Origin of the sequence: Methylobacterium sp. J-092, assembly GCF_022829325.1 — a bacterium.
Lineage (GTDB): Bacteria > Pseudomonadota > Alphaproteobacteria > Rhizobiales > Beijerinckiaceae > Methylobacterium.
Map to the genome: position 1 here is coordinate 94,034 of NZ_JAKSXU010000200.1, position 20,887 is coordinate 114,920.

At 70.6% G+C, this 20,887-nt stretch carries 23 protein-coding genes; 10 read left to right on the forward strand and 13 right to left on the reverse strand.

The annotated features are described in order from the left end of the window. Window positions 1-5: 5 nt before the first annotated feature. The 4 genes from MKK60_RS24560 to MKK60_RS24575 all read right to left on the reverse strand — a co-directional run bounded on the left by MKK60_RS24560 (window position 6) and on the right by MKK60_RS24575 (window position 1,931). Window positions 6-761: a histidine phosphatase family protein gene (locus tag MKK60_RS24560; protein WP_243988892.1), complete on the reverse strand. Its 756-nt coding sequence runs from the start codon at window positions 759-761 to the stop codon at window positions 6-8. A gap of 194 nt (window positions 762-955) precedes the next feature. Further along, on the reverse strand, window positions 956-1,261 hold the full coding sequence (locus MKK60_RS24565) for a hypothetical protein (protein ID WP_243932636.1): 306 nt from the start codon (window positions 1,259-1,261) through the stop codon (window positions 956-958). Between the two features lie 142 nt (window positions 1,262-1,403). After that, the gene (locus MKK60_RS24570) at window positions 1,404-1,652 is read right to left on the reverse strand and encodes a hypothetical protein (protein ID WP_243950813.1); all 249 of its coding nucleotides are present in this window, start codon (window positions 1,650-1,652) and stop codon (window positions 1,404-1,406) included. Between the two features lie 108 nt (window positions 1,653-1,760). Next, window positions 1,761-1,931 (reverse strand): hypothetical protein, encoded by a 171-nt coding sequence (locus tag MKK60_RS24575; protein ID WP_187274771.1) that lies wholly within the window; start codon window positions 1,929-1,931, stop codon window positions 1,761-1,763. 187 nt (window positions 1,932-2,118) lie between these two features. Here MKK60_RS24575 and MKK60_RS24580 point away from each other — a divergent pair, with 187 nt between their 5' ends. From MKK60_RS24580 to MKK60_RS24590, 3 genes are all read left to right on the forward strand, one after another. Continuing rightward, window positions 2,119-2,442 carry a hypothetical protein gene (locus MKK60_RS24580; RefSeq protein ID WP_147729602.1) on the forward strand — a complete coding sequence of 108 codons (324 nt, stop codon included), beginning with the start codon at window positions 2,119-2,121 and terminating at the stop codon, window positions 2,440-2,442. A gap of 238 nt (window positions 2,443-2,680) precedes the next feature. Continuing rightward, window positions 2,681-4,081: an MFS transporter gene (locus MKK60_RS24585; protein ID WP_243950817.1), complete on the forward strand. Its 1,401-nt coding sequence runs from the start codon at window positions 2,681-2,683 to the stop codon at window positions 4,079-4,081. 82 nt (window positions 4,082-4,163) lie between these two features. Next, a complete protein-coding gene (locus tag MKK60_RS24590) occupies window positions 4,164-4,370 on the forward strand; it encodes a hypothetical protein (RefSeq protein ID WP_147727098.1) in 207 nt (68 codons plus the stop codon). 172 nt (window positions 4,371-4,542) lie between these two features. Here MKK60_RS24590 and MKK60_RS24595 read toward each other — a convergent pair whose 3' ends face one another. Together MKK60_RS24595 and MKK60_RS24600 are read right to left on the reverse strand one after the other, a co-directional pair. Further along, window positions 4,543-5,121, reverse strand: a complete 579-nt coding sequence (locus tag MKK60_RS24595; RefSeq protein WP_187275424.1) for a TetR/AcrR family transcriptional regulator — start codon at window positions 5,119-5,121, stop codon at window positions 4,543-4,545. Window positions 5,122-5,176: 55 nt separating this feature from the next. Beyond that, a complete protein-coding gene (locus tag MKK60_RS24600; RefSeq protein ID WP_243988893.1) occupies window positions 5,177-5,668 on the reverse strand; it encodes a hypothetical protein in 492 nt (163 codons plus the stop codon). A gap of 138 nt (window positions 5,669-5,806) precedes the next feature. Between MKK60_RS24600 and MKK60_RS24605 the strand changes: the two genes are divergently transcribed. From MKK60_RS24605 to MKK60_RS24615, 3 genes are read left to right on the forward strand one after another with little or no spacing between them, the layout of a single operon-like run. Then, window positions 5,807-6,811, forward strand: a complete 1,005-nt coding sequence (locus tag MKK60_RS24605; RefSeq protein WP_243988894.1) for an HlyD family secretion protein — start codon at window positions 5,807-5,809, stop codon at window positions 6,809-6,811. Next, on the forward strand, window positions 6,808-8,373 hold the full coding sequence (locus MKK60_RS24610) for a DHA2 family efflux MFS transporter permease subunit (RefSeq protein ID WP_243988895.1): 1,566 nt from the start codon (window positions 6,808-6,810) through the stop codon (window positions 8,371-8,373). Before MKK60_RS24605 ends, MKK60_RS24610 begins: the two co-directional genes overlap by 4 nt. 1 nt (window position 8,374) lies before the next feature. Beyond that, window positions 8,375-10,018, forward strand: a complete 1,644-nt coding sequence (locus tag MKK60_RS24615; protein ID WP_243988896.1) for an efflux transporter outer membrane subunit — start codon at window positions 8,375-8,377, stop codon at window positions 10,016-10,018. A gap of 26 nt (window positions 10,019-10,044) precedes the next feature. On the opposite strand, the gene MKK60_RS24620 is transcribed toward MKK60_RS24615, so the two are convergent. From MKK60_RS24620 to gcvA, 5 genes are all read right to left on the reverse strand, one after another. Beyond that, the gene (locus tag MKK60_RS24620; RefSeq protein ID WP_243988897.1) at window positions 10,045-11,079 is read right to left on the reverse strand and encodes an HD-GYP domain-containing protein; all 1,035 of its coding nucleotides are present in this window, start codon (window positions 11,077-11,079) and stop codon (window positions 10,045-10,047) included. A gap of 113 nt (window positions 11,080-11,192) precedes the next feature. Beyond that, the gene (locus tag MKK60_RS24625; RefSeq protein WP_147727094.1) at window positions 11,193-12,671 is read right to left on the reverse strand and encodes a PAS domain S-box protein; all 1,479 of its coding nucleotides are present in this window, start codon (window positions 12,669-12,671) and stop codon (window positions 11,193-11,195) included. A 292-nt stretch (window positions 12,672-12,963) separates the two neighbouring features. After that, complete coding sequence (locus tag MKK60_RS24630; protein WP_147841906.1) at window positions 12,964-13,965, reverse strand: AraC family transcriptional regulator; 1,002 nt, start codon at window positions 13,963-13,965, stop codon at window positions 12,964-12,966. A gap of 831 nt (window positions 13,966-14,796) precedes the next feature. Continuing rightward, the gene (locus tag MKK60_RS24635) at window positions 14,797-15,126 is read right to left on the reverse strand and encodes a hypothetical protein (RefSeq protein ID WP_147729600.1); all 330 of its coding nucleotides are present in this window, start codon (window positions 15,124-15,126) and stop codon (window positions 14,797-14,799) included. 110 nt (window positions 15,127-15,236) lie between these two features. After that, on the reverse strand, window positions 15,237-16,115 hold the full coding sequence (gene gcvA / locus MKK60_RS24640; protein ID WP_243988898.1) for a transcriptional regulator GcvA: 879 nt from the start codon (window positions 16,113-16,115) through the stop codon (window positions 15,237-15,239). Window positions 16,116-16,191: 76 nt separating this feature from the next. Between gcvA and MKK60_RS24645 the strand changes: the two genes are divergently transcribed. The 3 genes from MKK60_RS24645 (at window position 16,192) to MKK60_RS24655 (ending at window position 18,778) form a co-directional block, all read left to right on the forward strand. Further along, window positions 16,192-17,442, forward strand: a complete 1,251-nt coding sequence (locus tag MKK60_RS24645) for an MFS transporter (protein ID WP_243988899.1) — start codon at window positions 16,192-16,194, stop codon at window positions 17,440-17,442. Window positions 17,443-17,464: 22 nt separating this feature from the next. Further along, window positions 17,465-18,289 (forward strand): EamA family transporter, encoded by an 825-nt coding sequence (locus tag MKK60_RS24650; protein WP_243988900.1) that lies wholly within the window; start codon window positions 17,465-17,467, stop codon window positions 18,287-18,289. A gap of 63 nt (window positions 18,290-18,352) precedes the next feature. Further along, entirely contained in the window at window positions 18,353-18,778 is a 426-nt protein-coding gene (locus MKK60_RS24655; RefSeq protein ID WP_147729667.1) for a GFA family protein, read from the forward strand. 26 nt (window positions 18,779-18,804) lie between these two features. Here the strand turns inward: MKK60_RS24655 and MKK60_RS24660 are convergent, their stop codons facing one another. Further along, window positions 18,805-19,362 (reverse strand): metallophosphoesterase, encoded by a 558-nt coding sequence (locus MKK60_RS24660; RefSeq protein ID WP_243988901.1) that lies wholly within the window; start codon window positions 19,360-19,362, stop codon window positions 18,805-18,807. A 121-nt stretch (window positions 19,363-19,483) separates the two neighbouring features. Further along, window positions 19,484-20,194, reverse strand: a complete 711-nt coding sequence (locus tag MKK60_RS24665) for a sigma-70 family RNA polymerase sigma factor (RefSeq protein WP_243988902.1) — start codon at window positions 20,192-20,194, stop codon at window positions 19,484-19,486. A 325-nt stretch (window positions 20,195-20,519) separates the two neighbouring features. Between MKK60_RS24665 and MKK60_RS24670 the strand changes: the two genes are divergently transcribed. After that, window positions 20,520-20,840 (forward strand): hypothetical protein, encoded by a 321-nt coding sequence (locus tag MKK60_RS24670; RefSeq protein ID WP_243988903.1) that lies wholly within the window; start codon window positions 20,520-20,522, stop codon window positions 20,838-20,840. Window positions 20,841-20,887 lie beyond the last annotated feature (47 nt).

The following is a 20,887-nucleotide window of genomic DNA, read 5'->3' on the forward strand; positions in this document are numbered from 1 at the left end:
GTCGCTCAGCTCTTGGTGTCGGGTTCGGAGGTAACGGTGGCGCCCTGTGCCTCAAGGGGTGCGACGAAGTTGTAGCGGATCAGGTCGAGGGCACCACCGGGTGTGGCGCGCGCCGAGGGGACGTACTCGGTGACCCCGCAATTGGCGATGTCGCCCTCGGCGTCGATCGCCAGGATCTCCCCCTCGGTCATGTTCTCCAGGAGGTAGCGCAGGCACAGGACGACCACCTGGTGGGCGACGAGGAGGATGCGCTGGCCTTCGTAGTGCAGGGCCATCGTGTCGAGCGCGCCGCGCAGGCGCAGGATGACGTCGCACCAGCTCTCGCCGCCGGGCGGCCGGTGGTAGAACTTGCCGAGATCGCTGCGCAGCGCCGCCTGCTCCGGGTGCAGCTGCTCGATCCCGGCGCGCGTGAGCCGGTCGAGGATCCCGAACTCCTTCTCGCGCAGGCGCTCGTCGACGAGGAGCGGCGGGGTGTCCGCGGCCAGCGCACCGGCGGCGCGGATCCCCTCGGCGGTCTCGACCGCGCGGCGGTAGGGCGAGGCCAGGACGAGGTTCGGACGCTGGTCCTCGGGCAGGCTGGCGAACCAACGGCCGAGCGCCTCGGCCTGCCGGTGGCCGAGCGGGCTCAGCGGCACGTCCACGTCGCGTTCGGGGATGTCGATCCGCGCCGCGCCCGAGGCCTGCGCCGCATCGCGGGCGACGTTGCCGGCGCTCTCGCCGTGGCGCACGATCCAGAGGTGAAGCGGCTGTCTGTGCGGCACGGGGATCTCCAGCGCGTCCACCGGTCCGGTCGGCGCAGGTCTCGTCAAACGGCGCCGTCGCGCGCGAGACACGGCGGCGACGCGGGATCGCATCGCCCCGCCCTTGGGCGCGATGCCGGCAGGGCGGGCGAGCGCACGAAGAAGCCCGCCGCGGCGAACCGGGCGGGCTGAACGACGTGCCGTCGTCGCGAAGCCTACTTCGCGGTCGGGGCGCTGCCGCTGTTGACGGTGCCGCCCGCGCTCGGGCCCGCACCGTTGCCGGCGGCACCGGGCGCGACGGGCGCCGTGGTGGCGCTCGGCGCGGTGGTGCCTGCGTTCGGGACGGTGCCGGTGGTGGTGGACGACCGGCCCGCGGCCGACCCCTCACTGATCGTGCCGCCGGCCGACGGCCCCGCGCCCGGGCTGCCGGGGCCGCCGTCGGAGGCTCCGCCCTGGGCGAAGGCGGCGGTGCCCATGGTCAGGACGAACGCGGACGCGAGCGTGATCGACTTGAAAGACAATGTGTTTCCTCCGGTGAATTACCAAACTCTGCTGAAGAACCAGCTTGCGCCGTCTCCGTTCCACACGAGAAAGCCGGCCTGGATCTCCCCGGCCGGGCCCCTCGATCGTCGGGCTTCGATCGGCGCGTCTTCAAAGGCGCCTTCAGCGCGTCCTGGCACCGAGCTTGGTGCTGATCGTCCGTCCGCCGCCACGGCGCATCATGTGGCGCCGCATGGTGTGGTGGCGCATCATCGAGCGGCGCGTCATCCGCACCTGCACGGTCGGGGCCTCGGGCTGGACGAGGCTCGGCGCGGGCGCCGGCGTCGCGGCGGAGACGGCGCCGGCCGACATCAGGACGGCGCCGAAGGCCGCGGCCGCGATCGCAGAGGCTGTGAGACGGGTCTTGGTCATCGGTGCCGGGTCCTTGCTGCCGCACCGGGTCGGTGCCACGGCGTGAAACCACGGCCACGATCCGATCGTTCCTCGCCTTCCGGTTGAGAAGGTGCCAGCCGACCCGCCTCAGCCGATCAGGAAGTGCACCAGGATCAGCGCCAGCGCCGCGCCGCCGATCGCGAGGCCCATCAGGACGACGCTGCTGAGCTGGTCGACGCCGTCCACGTCCTGGCCGATGCGATGCTCGACGCTGTTGGCGCCGTGGCCCGGCCTGTCGGGAAAGGTGGGTTGTGCCATGTCGATCTTCCTCGCGATCCGAAGGGGTGATGCGGGGGCAACGCGACATCGGACCGGTCGGTCCTCGACGTTCGGCAGGCGATGCAACATGCCGCGGGTCGTGAAGTCCCGGGCGCAGCGCGCTCCGAGCCGATGTGAACCAAAGCCTTCGCACGCCGTTGCAAGTGCCAGCGACGGGAGTGGATCGATGAAGACGCTTTGCACGGTGATGGTGGTGGGCCTGACGATCGCCGGATCGGTCGCGCCGGCCTTGTCCCAGCCCTACGGCGGCCGGGACTACGGCTACGGCGAGCGCGAATCCGGGTATGGCGGCCGCGACGACCGCTACCGCGATCGCGACCGGGGCTACGACGACCGCGGCCGCGGCGGCGGCCGCTTCGGGTTCGACGAGGCCGAGTACCTTCGCTGCAACCCCGACGTTCGCCGCGCGGTGAGCCGCGGGCAGGTGGATTCGGGCGCGGCGCATTACCGGGTGTTCGGCCGGCGCGAAGGCCGGCGGTTGAGCTGCTGAGCCTCCGACGACGCGGTCGGCCGGCACGACGGCCGGGCGGAGGCGATCTCGCCAAGCCCGGCCGGAGAGCCGTGTAGGGTCGATGGCGGCCGCCGGTTCGCCGACGGCGCGGTCGGCCCGATGCAGATATGCACCTGGAGCGTAGCAACACCGTGTGGTTGCGCTTGCCGGCGCACTTGCCAGCATCCCCGCCATGGCCGCATGCAGCACGCGTTGCCGCCGCGAGCCCCAGCCCACGATGTCCCCTCCGCCCGCACCGTCGAGCACGCCGACCCATCACGGCCTGCCTCCGGCCCAGCGCGGGCGGGCGATGGTGGCGGTGCTCACCGGCGTCGCGCTGGCGACGCTCGACACCGCCATCGCCAACACCGCGCTGCCGACCATCGCCGCCGATCTCGGGGTCGATCCCGGCGCCTCGGTGTGGATCGTCAACGCGTACCAGCTCGCGGTGGTGGCGACGCTGCTGCCGATCGCGGCGCTGGGCGAGATCGTCGGCCAGCAGCGGATCTACGTCGGCGGGCTGATCCTGTTCACCGGCGCCTCGCTCGTCTGCGCGCTGGCCTGGTCGCTGCCGACGCTCGTCGCGGCCCGCGTGCTCCAGGGCGTCGGCGCGAGCGCCCTGATGGCGGTCAACATCGCCCTCATCCGCTTCATCTATCCGGCCCACCAGCTCGGGCGCGGCGTCGGCCTCAACGCCTTCGTGGTCGGCGTCGGCTTCGCGGTCGGCCCGACCGTCGCCTCGCTGATTCTCGTCGCGGCGCCGTGGCCGTGGCTCTTCGCCGTCAACGTGCCGATCGGGCTCGCCGCCCTGGTGCTGGCCTGGACCGCGCTGCCGGAGACCGGCCGCTCCGGCCACCGCTTCGATGGGGTCGGCTCGCTGCTCAACGCGTCCGCCTTCGCCCTGCTCGTGCTCGGCCTCGGCGAGGCCGCGCACGAGGGGCCGCTCTGGCGCATCCTGGCGGAGGCCGCCGGCTCGGTCGCCTGCTTCCTGCTGCTGCTGCGGCGGCAGGCAGGGCATCCTGCGCCGATGCTGGCCGCCGACCTCCTCCGGCGCCCGCTGTTCGCCCTCTCCGCCACGACCTCGGTGTGCTCGTTCGCGGCGCAGGGGCTCGCCTTCGTCTCGCTGCCCTTCCTGTTCCAGCACACGCTCGGGCGCACGCAGGTCGAGACCGGCTTCCTAATGACGCCGTGGCCCGTCGTGGTCGCGCTGATGGCCCCCCTGGCCGGGCGCCTCTCGGACCGCTACCCGCCGGGCCTGCTCGGCGGGATCGGGCTCGCCGGACTCGCCGTCGGCATGGGGCTGCTCGCCGCCCTGCCGGCGAGCCCGACCGTCCTCGACATCGGCTGGCGCATGGCGATCTGCGGCGCGGGCTTCGGCTTCTTCCAGGCGCCGAACCTGCGCGCCATCATGACGAGCGCGCCGCCGGCGCGATCGGGCGGGGCGAGCGGCATCGTCGCCACCTCCCGTCTCCTCGGCCAGACCATGGGCGCCGCGCTCGTCGCCGCCTGCTTCGCGATCGCGGATGCGCACGGGCCGGCGCTCGCCCTGGGGCTCGGTGGCGCCTTCGCCGCCGTCGCGAGCGTCGTCAGCTTCCTCCGGCTCGCCGTCGCCCCCGAGGACACGGCGAGACCGGCGTGAGGCTGCGGGGCCGGACCTCGGCGCCGCGTTAACGCTTCATCAACCACGCGCCGGCCACGGTGTCCCGAGGAGAGACACCGCCATGAAGCGACGCCCCAGCCGCGACTTCGATGCCCTGAGCCAGGCGCAGATCGCCGCCGGCCGGACCGACACCCGGCGCGTAGATGCCGGCCGCCTGATGCCCGCCTCGGCGCCGAAGCGGATGGCGGACCTCCTCGACGCGATCCAGCACGTGACCGAGGCGGCGACGGGGGAGCGCAGCTTCCTCCACGTCCGGCCGCGCCCGTGACGCCGGCGCGCTTCTCCGGCACCCGCGCTCGTCCGGCGACGGTCTTGCGATGATCACGCTGGGCTTCGTGGTGATGCTCGCGGCCGCCCTCGGCCCGGCGGCGATCCTCGTCGCCGCCCCGGCGCGCCGTCGGTTCCTGCGCTGAGCGCGGGGCCTACGAAGCCGGCCCACGTCACGCTGCGGGGCGCGCCGCCTGATACACGGCGAGGAAGATGCGGACGGCCTCGTCCACGTGCCGTTCCATGTCGGCGCGACTGCCGTCGTCCTTGTGGGGGATGAACAGGCACACCGGAACCACCTTGCCGATGATCAACCCGATGAACATGGTCGCGGCGAGCAACGGGTCGTCGCCGATGAACGCGCCGTCGCGCCGGGCCGCCTCGAGGTAGTCGGTCAGGTGCCGCTGCGTGCGGCCCGGCGCCATCGCGTAGAACGCCTCGCCGAGGGCCGGGTTGCGCTGGACCTCGGCGACGATGATGCGGGCGAGCGCCGTCATCTCGGGCATGATCATCGCGCCGTAGAGGTTCGTGCCGAAGGCCCGGAGCACCGCCGGGAGCGGGCCCTTGCTCCCGAGATCGGTCTCGATCCGCTGCCTGAGATCGCGCGTCCGGTTGCTCACGACCTCGATGAACAGGTCGTCCTTCGAGCCGAAATGGCGATAGAGCGTCTCGGTCGAGGCCCCGGCCTCGTTCGCCACCATCTTCATCGTGGTGTCCGAGAACCCGTGCTGAAGGAACACGCGCTCTGCCACAGCGGCGATCTCCTCGCGACGGCGCGATCCGCGCGGCACACGAATCCGAGAGCCATCAGCCGAACCGTTCGTTTCGCTTGACATCACCATCCAGATTGAGGGTAGAAACGAAACGTTCGGTTCGGATAATTCGCCGCACCGTACGGACGATCGCCCACGCCGTCTCGCTGAACGTGCGGTGGGACGAAAGGTTTGCATTCATTCCATGCGTGACGTCGATGCAAGCACCTCGTCCGGCCTGTCCAGGCCGTCGCGGAGTCGACGCGACCTGCTCGACGTCGGCTCGCCGCCCCGGCAGGGCGGGCCAGCCCGCGATGCCGACGACCGCCGTCGCCCCGCCCGCGATGCGTTGCGCGTCGTCCGGGATCGGCCCCGCGACGGCAGGGACGAGGAGCCGTACGCGGACGAGCGGGATCACGGAGATCCCCGTCGCAGCCGCGACGCGCGCGACCACCGCTCCGAGGGCTGGCAGGCCCGCGAGCGGCAAGGCGACGACGATCGGCACGGCGACGACGATCGGCAAGACCACGATGGGCGAGACGACCATCGGCAGGACGACGATGATCGGAAGGGCGGCGACGCGAAGGACCGGGACGACCGCGGCGGCAAGAAATCGGACGGAGACGACAAGGGAGCGGACGAGCGCGCGCGCAGGAAGCGGCGGCCTTGGGTCATCGGGATCGCCGTGGTGGTCCTGCTGCTGCTCGCCGGGGGCGGCGTGACCTACTGGCTCGCGACCCGCGGGACGATCAGCACCGACGACGCCTACACCGACGGCAACATCGTCACGATCGCGCCGCAGGTGGCCGGGCAGGTGATCGCGCTCGAGGTGACGGACAACCAGTTCGTGCACAAGGGCGACACGCTGTTCCGCATCGACCAGCGCCAGTTCGTCTACAGCCGCGAGCAGGCCCAGGGCCAGTTCGCCGCGAGCAACGCGCAGATGGCCAGCCAGCGGCTCGGCGTTGAGATCGCCAAGAAGAACTTCCCCGCGGCCCTCCAGCTCGCGCAGGCGAACCTCGACTCGGCCAAGGCCAACCTCGTCCTGCAGCAGGCCAACTACGACCGGCAGAGGAGCCTGCCCAAGCTGGCCACGACGCAGCAGGAAGTCGAGACCAACGCGTCCAACTACCAGCAGGCCAAGGCGCAGGTCGAGCAGGCCCAGGCACGCCTCGTCCAGGCGATGCCGGTCCAGCAGAACATCGGCCAGTCCGAGCAGCAGGTCGACCAGATCAAGGGCCAGGCCGAGCAGGCCAGGGCGCAGGTCGAGCAGGCCAACCTGAACATCGAATGGAGCGTGGTGCGGGCGCCGCAGGACGGCTGGGTGACGAAGCGCAACGTCAACGCTGGCGACTACCTCACCGCCGGCCAGCAGGTCATGTCGCTGGTCACCACCGACGTCTGGGTGACGGCCAACTACAAGGAGACCGAGCTCGACGGCATGCGGACCGGGCAGCGGGTGCGGATCGCGATCGACGCCTATCCCGACCTCGACCTGCAGGGGCACGTCGAGTCGATCCAGCGCGGGTCGGGCTCGAAATTCTCCGCCTTCCCGGCCGAGAACGCCACCGGCAACTTCATCAAGATCGTCCAGCGCGTGCCGGTGAAGATCGTGATCGATTCCGGCCTGAGGAAGGAGGAGCCGCTGCCGCTCGGCATCAGCGTGGTGCCGACGGTGATGCTGAAGTGAGCGGGGCCTCGGACGGCTGGAAACCCGCCCACAACCCCTGGCTCATCGCCATCGCGGTGACGCTGGCGGCGTTCATGGAAGTGCTCGACACCACCATCGTCAACGTGGCCCTGCCCTACATCGCGGGCTCGCTCGCCGCTTCGAACGACGAGGCGACCTACACGCTCACCGCCTACCTCGTCGCCAACGGCATCGTGCTGACCATCGCCGGCTGGTTCTCCGACACGATCGGCCGGAAGCGCTACTTCCTGATCTGCATCGGCATGTTCACGGTGGCCTCGTTCCTGTGCGGGCTGTCGCAGAGCCTCGGGCAGATCATCCTGTTCCGCCTGATGCAGGGCTTCTTCGGGGGCGGCCTGCAGCCGAGCCAGCAGGCGATCATCCTGGACACCTTCCCGCCGGCCAAGCGCGGGGCGGCCTTCGGGGTCACGGCGGTGGCGACGGTGGTCGCGCCCGTCCTCGGGCCGACGCTCGGCGGCTACCTCGTCGAGCACGCGACCTGGCGCTGGATCTTCTTCATCAACGTGCCGGTCGGCATCGTCACGCTGTTCGTCAACGCCTACCTGGTCCAGGACCCGCCGGCCGCGGCCGAGAAGCGCGCGCGCGGGCTCGACTACGTCGGCCTGGCCCTGATCGTCGTCGGCATCGGCTGCATGCAGATCATGATCGACCGCGGCGAGGTCAACGCCTGGTTCAGCTCGTCCTTCATCCGGATCATGGCCGTCGTCGCCTTCCTCGGGATCTTCGGCGCCATCTGCTGGCTGCTGACGGCCAAGGCGCCGGTGGTCGACCTGATGGTGTTCCGGGACCGGAACTTCGCCGTCGGCTGCCTGCTCATCGGCGCGGTCGGCGCCCTGCTCTACGCGGGCTCGGTCCTGATCCCGCAATTCGCGCAGCAGGTGCTGGGCTACACTGCGCTCGATTCCGGCTTCATCCTGTCGCCGGGCGGCGTGGCGGTGATCGTGCTGATCCCGCTCGTCGGCCTGATGATGAAGGTCGTGCAGACCCGCTACCTGATCATGTTCGGGTTCGCCTTCATGGGCGCGGCGATGTTCTATTCGAGCCGGATCGCGCCCGACATCGACTTCCGGACCCTGGTCTGGATGCGCACGCTCCAGACGGCGGCGCTCGCCTTCCTGTTCGTGCCGATCTCCACCGTCGCCTACCTGACGCTGCCCCAGAAGTACCGCAGCGACGCGTCGGCGCTGTTCTCGATGTTCCGCAACGTGTTCGGCTCGGTCGGGATCTCGCTCTCGACCGCCGCGGTCACGGAGCGGACGCAGGCCGACCAGGCCCACCTCTCGACGTTCATGACGCCGCTGCGACAGGGCTACGCCACGCTGATCCAGGAGACCGAGCAGACGCTGCGCTCGCTCGGGCGTGCCGCCTCGGTGGTGCACCAGCAGGCCGTCGCGCAGACCTACCAGACCTACACGAAGCAGGCTCAGATCCTGGCCTACAGCAACGTGTACCAATACGTGGCGCTGCTGGCGTTCCTCGTCGTGCCGCTCTGCTTCCTGATATCGGCCCGGACCGCCAAGGCCGAGGGCGGAGGACACTGACATGACATCCCGCCGAATGTTCGAAGGCCGGTCCCGCGCGAAGGCCTCGGCTGCGCTGTCGGGCCGGGCCTCCCTCCTCGCGCTCGCCGCGATGCTCGGCCTGGCCGGCTGCACGGTCGGCCCCGACTTCTCCGTTCCGTCGACGCCGCTCGCCGACGCGAGCGACTACCTCGACACCGGCGTCCCGGCCCGGGCGGCACGGCGCCTGACGGCGCGCACCAGCCAGGCCGAGCCGGACATCGCCTGGTGGCAGGCCTTCCGCGATCCGATCCTGACCCGGCTCGAGGAGCGCGTGGCCGCGCAGAACCTCGACGTGAAGACCGCGACCGCGCGCCTGTTCGAGAGCCGGGCCCAGCTCACCACCGCGAACGCCGCGACGCTGCCGACGATCGGCGGCACCGGCAACGCCTACCGCATGCAGTACAGCCAGAACGGGACGATCGGCCTCCTGTCCGGCTCCCTCGGCGGCCTGACCGGCGGCGGGGCGGGGGGCGCCAACCCGACCGCACCGCTGACCAACGGGTTCGAGAGCTACACCCTCGGGCTCGACGCATCGTGGGAGCTCGATCTCTGGGGCCGGGTCCGCCGCTCGGTCGAGGCCGCGGAGGCCCAGGCCGACGCGTCCGCGGATCAGCGCCGCGACATCCTGGTCTCGAGCCAGTCCGACCTCGCCCGCAACTACGTGCAGCTGCGCGGCACCCAGGAGCAGATGCGGATCAACCTCGCCAACATCCGCGTCAACGAGCAGATCCTCGACGTGGTGCGGGTGCGCCAGCAGAAGGGCCTCGTCACCGGCCTCGACATCGCCAGCGCGGCGCAGCAGGTCGAGGCGATCAAGGCGCAGCTGCCCGGGCTGCAGCAGCAGGAGATCCAGCAGATCAACGCGATCTCGCTCCTGCTCGGCGAGGCGCCGCTCGCCCTGTCGCAGGAGCTGGTCACCGCCCGGGCGATCCCGCCGGTGCCGCCGCGGGTGCCGGTCGGCATCCCGTCGACCCTCGTCCTGCGCCGTCCCGACATCCGCGCCGCGGAAGCCAACCTGCACGCCGCCGTGGCCGAGATCGGGGTCGCCGAGGCGCAGTTCTTCCCGACCGTGACCTTGAGCGCCAGCCCGACTGGCAACGCGGTCGATCCCGGCAAGATCTTCCGGGTCTCGTCGCTGCAGTACATGAACGTCGGCCCGTCGATCTCGATTCCGCTCTTCGACGGCGGCCGGCTCAAGGCGAACCTCGTGCTCCAGCGCGCCCGGCAGCAGGAGGCGGCGATCGCCTACCAGAAGGCTGTGCTCCAGGGCTGGCACGACATCGTCAACGCGCTCGCCGCGTTGCGCGCCGACGAGGGCCGGCGGGCGCGCCTGTCCAGGCAGGTCGGCGATGCGCGCCAGGCGCTGTCGCTGTCGCGGTCGCGCTACGAGCAGGGCGTCGACACCTTCACCACGGTCCTGCAGGCGTCGCAGACCGTGCTCCAGGCGGAGGTCAACCTGGCTCAGGCCACCGCCGCGATCTCGACCGACTTCGTCTCCCTGTCGCGGGCGCTCGGCGGCGGGTGGGAGACGACGTTCCCGAGCGGCCGGACGCCGCCCCTGTCCCTGGCGAAGGTCGGCGTCCCGCTCGCCGACCTCGTCCACGACGCGCCCGCCGCACATTGAGCGGGCGCGCGACCGGGCGCGCGGCGTCAGAACGCGTTCGCGACCGGCCTGAAGGCGCGGACGAGGTCGGTGTCGAGCCGTCCGCCCAACCCGACCAGGATGTCGTAGGCCTTCGCGTTCGGCATCGGCGCGCGATAGGGGCGGCGCTCGATCAGCGCGCCGAAGATGTCGCAGATCGTGACGAGGCGGACGAGATCCGGGATCGCGCGGCCGGCGAGCCCGTCAGGATAGCCCGAGCCGTCGAGCATCTCGTGATGCGAGCGCACGACCGCGAGCAGGGTGTCGTCGAACCCGCGCCCCACCAGCATGGCGTATCCCAGCGCGGCGTGGGTGCGCATCACGGCCATCTCCCCGTCGTCGAGCCTGCCCGGCTTGTTCAGGATGGCGGGGTCGATCTCCATCTTGCCGACGTCGTGCAGCAGGGCCGCCTTGACGAGGTGATGGCGGTCGGCCGCTTTCAGGCCGAGGATGCCGCCGAATGCCGCCGACAGCCCGGCCACGAGCATGCAGTGCCGGTGGGTGGCGTCGTCGAAGCGCCGGACGGCGCGCACCCAGGAGCGGATGTCGACCTCCTCCACCGCGCTCGCCACGAGCTTCGTTCCGGCCTCGATCTCGGCCGGCGTGACCGAGCGGCCGGGCACGAAGGTCTTGCGCAGGAACTGCTCGGCCATCTCGCCGTAGCGTTGCATCGCCGCCGGTATCGGCGCCGCCCGCTCCAGCAGGCCCGTCAGGGTATCGACCAGGGCACCCGCGCCGGCGGCGGCGCTCAGCAGGCTGGAGGCGCCCAGGAGGTCGGCGTACGCGCGCGTGCGGCCGCCGTCGTCGTGCAGCAGGCAGACGTAGGGCACGTGCTGGCCGCGAACCCGCTCGAGCACCTGGCGCAGGCGCTGAAGCGCCTCGGAGGTCAGCGCCTTCACGTCGCTGACGATCAGTCGCGGCGGCCCCGGATACGGCTCGTCGTCGTAGAGGTCGTAGATGGTCGAGCCCTCGAAGTTTCGCAGGTCGCGTGCCAGCCGTGCCGTGCGGGCCGGGTCGTCGCTGATCAGAAGAAGCTCGGCCATGACGGCGGTCCATGTTGGATTTTCGTTGTCGCGCTCATCTTGGACAGATTACAGATAGACCTCCCCCATCATCTCGAGGTCTGGCGCCGGGAGCGGCAGATCCATGCTCGAGATCATCCCAGCGCCCGCGACGCTTCGCGGACCTGCCGCGTCGCGTGATCCACCCGCTCGCTAGCCTGGGCGATCATGTCCATGCCCGACGCAATCACCGACACGCCGCGCGAGGCGGTCTGCATGCTGCCCGAGATCTCCTGCGTCACCGCGGACTGCTCCTCGACCGCCGCCGCGATCGCGTTCGACACGTCGTTGAGCGTCTGGATCGTGGTCTGGATCGAGGCGATCGCGTCGACGGCATCGCGGGTGGCGTTCTGCGTCGCGACGATCTGGCCCCGGATCTGATCCGTGGCCTTGCCGGTCTGCTCGGCCAGCGCCTTCACTTCGGCCGCCACCACGGCGAAGCCCTTGCCCGCCGCCCCGGCGCGGGCCGCCTCGATCGTGGCGTTCAGCGCGAGCAGGTTGGTCTGGGCGGCGATGCCCTGGATCAGGGCGACGACGTCGCCGATCTGGGCGGCCTGGCTGCTCAGGCCGGCGACGATGTTGCCCGTGCGCTCGGTCTGATGGACGGCCTGGCCGGCGATCTGAGCGGCGTGGCTGACCTGCTGGCTGATCTCGCCGACCGAGGCCGAGAGCTCCTCCGCGCCCGAGGCCACGCTCTGGATGTCGCCGGAAACGCGCGCCACCGTGGTGGCCGCCTCCGAGGTCTGCCGCATGACGTCCTCGGTCGCCGCGCCGATCGCATCGAGATCCGTGCCGATCGCCCGCTGCGCTTCGACGCGGCGCTGCCGCTCGCGCACCTGCTCGGTGATGTCGGTCGCGAACTTGACGACCTTGACCGTGCGCCCCTCCGCATCGGTGACGGGGTTGTAGGTCGCCTGGATCCAGACCTCGCGTCCGCCCTTGCCGATCCGAAGGTACTCGGCGGACTGGTATTCCCCGCGGGCGAGCGCCTTCCAGAACTCCTGGTAGGCGGCCGTGGCGCGATCCGCCTCGGTGACGAACATGCTGTGGTGCTGGCCCTTCACCTCGTCGAGCCGGTAGCCGACGGCATCGAGGAAGTTCGCGTTGGCGGTGAGGATCGTGCCGTCGGGCTCGAAGGCGATCACGGCCTGCGACCGGTGCAGGGCGGCGATCTGGCCCTCGAGCTCCAGCGCTTCCTGCTTGTGGGCGGTGACGTCGGTCGCGAACTTCACGATCCTGACGGTCTTGCCGGCGCGGTCGAGCACGGGGTTGTAGGAGGCCTGGACCCAGACCTCGCGGCCTCCCTTGGCGATGCGCCTGAAGGCGGCCTGTTGCGACTTGCCCTGCGCCAGATCCGCCCAGAACTGCCGATACGCCTCGCTGGTCGCGTATGACGGCGGGACGAACAGGCTGTGATGCCGCCCCTGGATCTCGTCGAGGCCGTATCCCATCACCGCGAGGAAGTTGGCGTTGGCGGTGAGGATCTTGCCGCCGGGGTCGAACTCGATCACGGCCTGCGATTTGTCCAGCAGATCCGCCGCGATCGAGGCGCGATGATTTCGAAATGTCAACATGCCGTCCCCCCGTCCAATCATCGGCTTCCCAGCGTGCTCGTCCTTCGAGGCGAGAATTCGTACGGGCAGGCGATGAATTCCAGGCACAACCTAGACTATAAATAGTTAAGACCGGCTTATACTCCTGTCAGAATTGACGTCGACATGACGATCCGCCGACGAGATCACGTTTATGATACTACGCATCGCAAAATTGATACTTTCCGCGACTTTCCATACCTCTGGTTGAACATTGGGTGATCCTGGGTCCCACCGCGGCATCCCCGCCTCGTCCGCGACGGGATGTCGGTGGTCAGGGGCGACCGGATGCTTCGCGACGGGTCTGGGTCGGTGCACACCCGTACATGCGGCGATAGCGCTGCCCGAAATCGCTCATGTGGACGAAGCCCCACCGTCTTGCGATGTCTCCGACGGAGAGATTCATGTTCGAAGTCGCGACGAGATCTTCGTGGACGCGCATCAGGCGCTGCTGGATGATGTATTGGAACGGCGTCTGGTCGACCGACCGGCGGAAGTTGTCCTGCAACCCGCGGACGCTCAGCCCGGCGGCCGCGGCGATGTCGCTCAACGCCAGGGGCGTGGCGAGATACGTCTGAATATAGTCCTTCGCGAGGCTCAGGCGCGACGGCCGGGCCTGCCGCCGGACGTCGGCGATCGCCTCCGCCCGCCTCGGCCAGGCCGAAAGCAGTTGATACCCCAGGATCTCCTGCATCAGCGCCAGGGTGTGATCGCCCGAAGGCTCGACCTCGAGGCATCGGCGATAGATCTGCCGCATCGCGCAGTACAAGGCTCTGATGCCGGGCGCCCCCATGTCGGCGCCCCGGGCGAAGGGCGGGAAACCGGTCGCTTCGCCGCCGGTCAGAGCCGCGTTGATGGTCGTCAACGCCTGTTTCGAGATCGAGCAGCCGAACAGGTGGAACCCGTCCGACGATTGCGCATCGCTCAGATCCTGATGATCGGCGAGGATCGCGGTCGTCGGCGCCCCCATGGCACGACCGTCCTGGAAAACGTAGTTCGTATGCCCGCCCAACGTGAAGTTGATCGTCACGATGTCGTAAGCGGATTTCGGCCTTCTGCTGTAGGGGCCGACGGACCTCACGTCCCAGAAACTGAGCAGATCGCTCTGGCTGCCGACGAGCTCGATCTTGATCTCGGACGACCGCCCGATCTCGAACTGCACCGGGACCATGTCCCGATCGTTGAAATCCCGGACGTTCGTCGCGGAGCCGATCGACTCGGCTATGCGTCCCCTGGGTCGCCAGATCCCCGACCTCGAATTCGCCTTGCCCTTCATCGTGCCCTGTTCTTGCCCTGGCCTATCTCCCGACCGCACCGACGATCATTCCGCGAAGGACGTGAGGATCGGGATCTCCGAGCCGCGATCTCTTCGGCTGCATGCAACGCCTGTCGAAAGACCTGCGGCGGCCCCCGTCGCGAGGCGCTTCGAGGACACGGATCGAGCTGATCCAAGATCCCCGACGTTTCGATCCGCGACCCTCGGCGTATCCGCGCGAGGGGATGCCGAACGTTACTGAATCGTGCCACATCTCATGAAACAATCGTAAGTTGGTTGTAGCTTCCGACTTTTCTACCGCTGCAACGATCGACTTTTATCTATGCAAAAGGAGCTATCTGTTTTGCCCGAATCCCGCGACGATGGCAGGCATCACTTTTCCGCGATCGTCGGACCCGACGAATATCGCCGACGATCGTCCGAATAGTTTCGTGATGCGGCACTCAGAATAGCAGTATATTCTGAGACAGAATTTCGATTTATCAAATATAGATAATACAGAAAAAGTGTTTCAAGGCGATTGTCTCGGCTGAGATCGTCCGTGACGCGCACTTCCGCAGGTCGGGGGAACGTCATCGGCGAGACGCGATGTTCCGTCGGCGCGCTGCTGCTGAATGGGGGCGCTCGTTCGCCGCGCGATGGACCCGGCCGGGGCTTGAGGGCCGGCGGCGCCGCGCGCTGCGGCGATCGTGCCGGCTGTGCCGGGTCGCGATACGCTGGCGGGAAGCCGCTTCGTCGGCGGCGTCGGCCGTGATCGGGACCGCACGCAACGTGGCCGTCGGCATCCTCGCCGACGCCGATCCGGAGGCGCCGCGGCCGGTCCGGAACCGGTCAGGCGCCGGAGGTCGCCGCGCCGCCGTCCCGCATCGCTTCGGCGACGCTCTCGAAGGCGGCCACCACCGCCTGCGCATTCGCCTGACGGATGGCGTCGAGGTCGGGACCGCCGGCGCCGGGGATCTCGATGTCCGACATCTCGGCGCTGAGGCTGCGCCCGAGCGCGCGCACCCGGTCCGGCGGCAGGCCGCTCTGCTCGAACACCAGCACCGCGACCGTCTGGACGAGCACCCGCAGGGCGGAGGCTTCCGCGAGCCGCTCGACTGCTTCCTGATTGATCGCCATCGCCACCCCGCCGCCCGGCTCCGCCCCCGGAGGCCGGCTCATCGTCGTCGCCCCGCCATGCCCGAGGCCGCGTCCGGATGGCAACCGCTAATGCGCGTCGTCGGTATCCAGCGTCAGTCCGGTTGCATGCGGCGGGCTTCCGTCGGCGAGGCTCAGGCGGCCTTCGGAAGCCAGTCGCAGAAGGCGCGCACGGCCGGGTCCTCGGCGCGGGCCTCCGGGACGTAGGCGTGGTAGCTGCGCGCCGGCAGCGCCGGGCCGTCGAAGGGCAGCGTCAGCCGGCCGGCCGCCACGTCGTCGGCGATCAACCGCTCCGGCCCCATCGCCACGCCCAGCCCGTCGAGGGCGGCTTGCAGCGTGAGGTAGAAGTGCTCCAGCGTCACCGAGCGCGCCGGGCCGAGGTTCGGCACGCCGGCGGCCTGCAGCCAGTGCGGCCACACCTCGGGCAGCGTCGCCGCGTGCAGCAGCGTGTGGCGCTCCAGGTCCGCCGGCGTGCGGAGCGGCAGGCGCTGCAGCAGCGCCGGGCTGCAGACGGGGATGCGCCGCTCGGTCAGGAAACGCTGACGGACATAGCCGGGGCACGTGTCCGGCCCGCCGCGGATCGCGACGTCGAACGGCTCGACGATGTGGGCGAGCGGCACGTTCGAGGTGGTCAGCCGGACCTCGATCGCCGGGTTGCCGCGCTGGAAGGCCGAGAGGCGCGGGATCAGCCAGCGCAGCGTGAAGGTCGCGAGCGCGTTCACGTGCAGCACGCGCGCCTGCCCCCGCTCCATCTGCCGCGCGGTCGCGAGCGCGACGCGGTCGAGGGCGGCCCCGATCTCGGCGAGGTAGCCCCGCCCGGCTTCCGTCAGGACGACGCGACGGTTGTGGCGCTCGAACAGCGGCGTCCCGAGCCAGGCCTCGAGCGCCTGGACGTGCCGGCTCACGGCACCGTGCGTCACGCCGAGTTCCGACGCGGCCAGCGTGAAGCTCTGGTGCCGGCCGGCGGCCTCGAACGCCTTGAGCGCGTTGAGCGGCGGCAGTCGGCGATGCATGCGCGTCAGCTTTCCTCACACGCACGTCAACATAAGGCGTTTGTCAGCCAGCGGCGAGGACGGCATCCTGCCGGCCATGAACACGGCCAGCAACACGGACAGCCACTCCGCGCGCCCACTGAACCTCGCCGCCCCATCCGAGCCGGCTCAGGTCGCGGAGGCGGGGCGCTCGCTCGCGGTGGTCGGCCTGAACCACGCGCTCCACGACGGCTACACCGACCTGATCTACGTGCTGCTGCCGGTGTGGCAGGCGGAGTTCGGCCTCGGCTACGTCGCGCTGGCCGTGCTGCGCTCGCTCTACGTCGGCGCGCTGGCCGGGCTGCAGATGCCGGCCACCGCCGTCGCCCGCCGGCTCGGCCTGCGCACCGTGCTGGTGCTCGGGACGCTGCTCGGCGCGGCCGGCTACGCCCTCGCCGGCGCGTCGGGCGGCCTCGTCACCCTGTGCCTCGCCCTCGCCCTCTCGGGGGCCGGCAGCAGCACGCAGCATCCGCTCGCCTCGGCGGTCATCGCCCGGGCGTATGGAAAGGCCGCGCGCGGGCCGCTCGGCACCTACAACTTCACCGGCGACCTCGGGAAGGCGGCGCTGCCGCCCCTCGTCGGCTTCCTCCTCCTCCGCACCGAATGGCGCGCCGTGCTGTGGATCGTCGCCGGCCTCGGTGCCGCGGTCGCGATCGCCGTCGCCGTCCTGCTGCCGCGTGAGCCGGCGTCGCGCGAAGCCGAGCCGGGCGAGCCGCAGGCGACCCCGGCCGGCGGCGCGCGGGAGGGCCGGGCCGGGTTCGGGCTGCTGGTGGCGATCGGCATGCTCGACAACGCGGCGCGGCCGGCCTTCCTCATCTACCTGCCGTTCCTGCTCCAGGCGAAGGGGGCGGCGCTCGCAACCGTCGGGATCGCGTTCGCCCTCGTCGCGGTGGGCGGCGCGCTGGGCAAGGCGGCGTTCGGCCGTCTCGGCGCCCGCTTCGGCGTGACGCCGAGCGTGATCGCCACCGAGGCCGGGACGGCGGCGGCGATCCTCGCCGTCGTCGCCCTGCCGCTCGCGCCAGCCATCGCCGTGCTGCCGCTGCTCGGCCTGCTGCTGAACGGCACCTCCTCCGTCCTCTACGGCACGGTGCCGGAGCTCGCGCCGGGCGGGCGCGTCGAGCGCGCCTTCGCCGTGTTCTACACCTGCACCCTCGGCGGCAGCGCGCTGGCGACGCCCCTGCTCTACGGGCCGCTCGGCGATGCGGTCGGGCCCGGCTGGGCGGCGATGGCGGCCGCGGCGACGGCGTTCGCCGTGATCCCGCTGATGCTCGCGCTGTCGCCCCGGCTAGCGCCGGCGCGGCGGTCGTGACGCCCATGCCCGGCGACCGCGCATGACCCCGCTCGTCCTCGCCTGCGTCGTCGGCGCCGCGATCCTCCATGCCGGCTGGAACGCGGTGCTGCGCGGCGGCAGCGACCGGCTGTGGTCGATGACCCTGATGATGATCGCCGTCGCCGCCGTCTCGGCGGTCGCGGTCGCGCTCCTGCCGTGGCCGGACGCGGCGAGCTGGCCCTACGTGATCGCCTCCGCGCTGATCCACACCGCCTATAACCTCTCCCTGGTGCGGACCTATCGCTCGGGCGACCTCGGGCAGACCTACCCGATCTCGCGCGGCTCATCGCCCGTCCTCGTCGCCCTCGGCGCCGCGGTGTTCGCGCACGAGACGCCCGGCGCGGTCGCCGTCCTCGGCATCGTCCTGGTCTCGGGCGGCATCCTGTCCCTCGCCTTCCAGGGGCGGATGCGGGCGGATTTCGTCCCGGCCGCGCTCACCACCGGATCGCTGATCGGGGCCTACACCGTCGTCGACGGCATCGGGGTGCGGCTGTCGGGGAACAGCCTGTCCTACGCGGCGAGCATGTTCCTGCTGTGGAGCCTGACCATGCCGCCGCTCTACTGGGCGATGCGCGGGACGCCGCCGGCCTATACCGGCGCGCAGACCGCGATGGCGCTCGCCGGCGGCCTGGTCTCGCTGCTCGCCTACGGCATCGTGATCTGGGCGATGCAGTCCGACGCGATGGGGGCGGTCTCGGCCCTGCGCGAGACCAGCGTGGTCTACGCCGCCCTCATCGGACGGCTCTTACTCGGCGAGGAACTGAGCCCGCGGCGGATCGCGTCCTGCCTCGCCGTCGCCCTCGGCGCGGCATGCCTGGCGTGGTGATCCGGCCGGGGCGGACCACCGAGGCCGCGGCGCGCGTGATCGGGAGTGGACGACGGAGGCGACATGGCGAACGACACGACGACCCTGACGGGCCGGTGCCATTGCGGCGCGGTCCGGTTCTCGGCGACGCTCGGCGACGGCTTCCGGTCGATCCGCCGCTGCACCTGCTCCTATTGCCGGATGCGCGGCGCCGTCGTCGCGATGGCGGCGATGGGCGGGGTCGAGATCCTGGAGGGCGAGGCGGCGCTGACGCGCTACCGCTTCCACACCGGCACGGCGCAGCACTTCTTCTGCGCGCGCTGCGGGGTCTACACCCATCACCAGCGCCGGTCCGACCGGACCCTGTACGCCGTCAACGTCGCCTGCCTCGACGGGGTCAGCCCGTTCGATTTCGCGGAGGTTCCGGTGATGGACGGGATCAACCACACCAGCGACACCGGCCAGCCGACCCGGCGCGCGGGCACGCTGCGCTTCGTCCCGGCCGATTGACGCCGGCGGGCCGGCGCAGGCGCGTCTCAGCGCAGGCCGCGGATCGCCATCTCCTCGGGCGCCTGTTCGGCGGCGTCCTGGCGGGCGAGCACCTCGGCGAGGTCGACCGGTCGGTAATCCTGCGCGTCGACGCCGACGTCGCAGGATCGGCTGGTGTCGGGCAGGCAGGCGTGGGTGTGGCCGTAGAGGTGCCGGGTTTCGCGCCAGAAGCCCGGCCACGAGCGATGCGGGTAGTGCGACAGGAACAGGCGCTGCGGGCGGCCGGCGGCATCCATCACGCTGATGCGGGCGCTGTCCACCGGCGGCTCGGCCCAGGGCAGGTCGAGCACGCGGTTGGTGTCGTGGTTGCCGCGCACCAGCCGCTTCACGCCGTTCAGCCGCCGGAAGATCGCGGCGCAATGCGTGCGGCTCGCCTCGGCGGCGAAGTCGCCGAGGTGCCAGACCTCGTCGTCGGCGCCGACGCGCGCGTTCCAGCGTGCGACCAGCGCCTCGTCGTGGTCCTCGACCGACCCGAAGGCGCTGCGCCGGCGCCGGACGAGGTCGGCATCGCCGAAATGCGTGTCGGCCGTGAAGTAGGTCGCCATGGATCCTGGGTCGCTCGAGCCCGGCTGGACGGTCGCCGAGACCCGAAGTGGCGCCCCGCGCGGCCGCCGCCACCCGACGCGGCATTGGACCGCTCTCCGGGCGGCCGGGCGCCGCCGCGCGTCAGGGCGCGTGACGCGGCGGCGGCTCCCGCTCGAGCCCGAGCAGGCCGGCGAGCTGTCCGCGGGCCCGGCTGACCCGGCTCTTCACCGTGCCGACCTGGCACTGCAGCCGGACCGCCGCCTCCTCGTAGGTCAGGCCCTCGGCCCCGACGAGGAGCAGCGCCTCCCGCTGCGTCGCCGGCAGCGTCTCCATCACCGCGTAGAGCCGCTTCAGGGTGACGACGTCCTCCTGATCGGGCACGGCGGTGAGCTTGCCGGCCTGGACCCCGTCCGCATCCTCGACCTCGCGCTTGCGCTTGCGGATCTCGGTGTAGAACTGGTTGCGCATGATCGTGAACAGCCACGCGACCAGGTTCGAGCCCGGCTGGAACCGGTGCTGGTTCATCCACGCCTTCATCAGCGTTTCCTGGACCAGGTCGTCGGTCCGGCTCATGTCGCCGACGAGCGAGAACGCGAAGGTGCGCAAAGCCGGAAGCACCGCCATCAGGTCGTCGCGAAACGCCGTGGTTGGCGTCTCGCCGCGGCTCGCCAGCACCGCCTCGAAGCGGCGCACCAGCACGAGGAGCGGTTCCGGCAGGGCATCGCCGGTCGGCAGGGCAAAGTAGGCGCGCAGCTCGCCGCCGAGATGGTTGCGGACCGCGGCCGCGACGTCGACCTCGTTCAGCTCGGTCTCGAAGGTTTCGTCCCGACCGTTGGAGATGGCGTGCGTCATGCCGATGGAGCGTCCCAAGGTTCTTACGGTCAAGCTCTTTTGAGCCAGTCTAAGGTAATTGCATATTAAATTCTGAGCCGGTGATGAACGGGGCGCGGTCGCGAGCGACTTCAGAAATCGTTGCCTCGGCAAGCAACGCCCCATCCTTCGGAATCACCGTGCCGCGCATCACGGGCTCAGGCAATCGCGCCCGGATGCTGAGCTTCGCGGATCACGGGACCGTGCGACCCGAATGCGCTGCCTGAAGGTCGGAACCGATACCATCGCGTCCGATTTCCTCACGGGCAACCTTCTCGCACGGGGAAGGTTGAGGTATCTATTCGTCATGCCTCGCTTGGTTTCCTATCGCATTCACGACCGGGACGACGGCCTGTTCGACGCCGTCGCCACGCTCGCACCCGACAAGACGTATCGGCGCGAGGGCTTCGCCTCGCTGGCCGAGGTCGAGGACTGGATCGACGGGTTGCGGATCCTGATGGCCGCGATCGGCGCACCGCTCGTGCGGGCGCAGCACGCCACCAATCTCGACGAGGCCGCCGCCCTTCGTCCGGACGGCGACGCACCCGAGGCGGATTCGCACTCGGCCCGCGCCCGGCTGCTTCGCTTCCGCGATGCGGTGTCCGGCGCCGACGACGCGACCGACTGACAGGGCCGCCCCGCGCGGCCGGGCCTCGAACGGAGGCCGAGCATGTT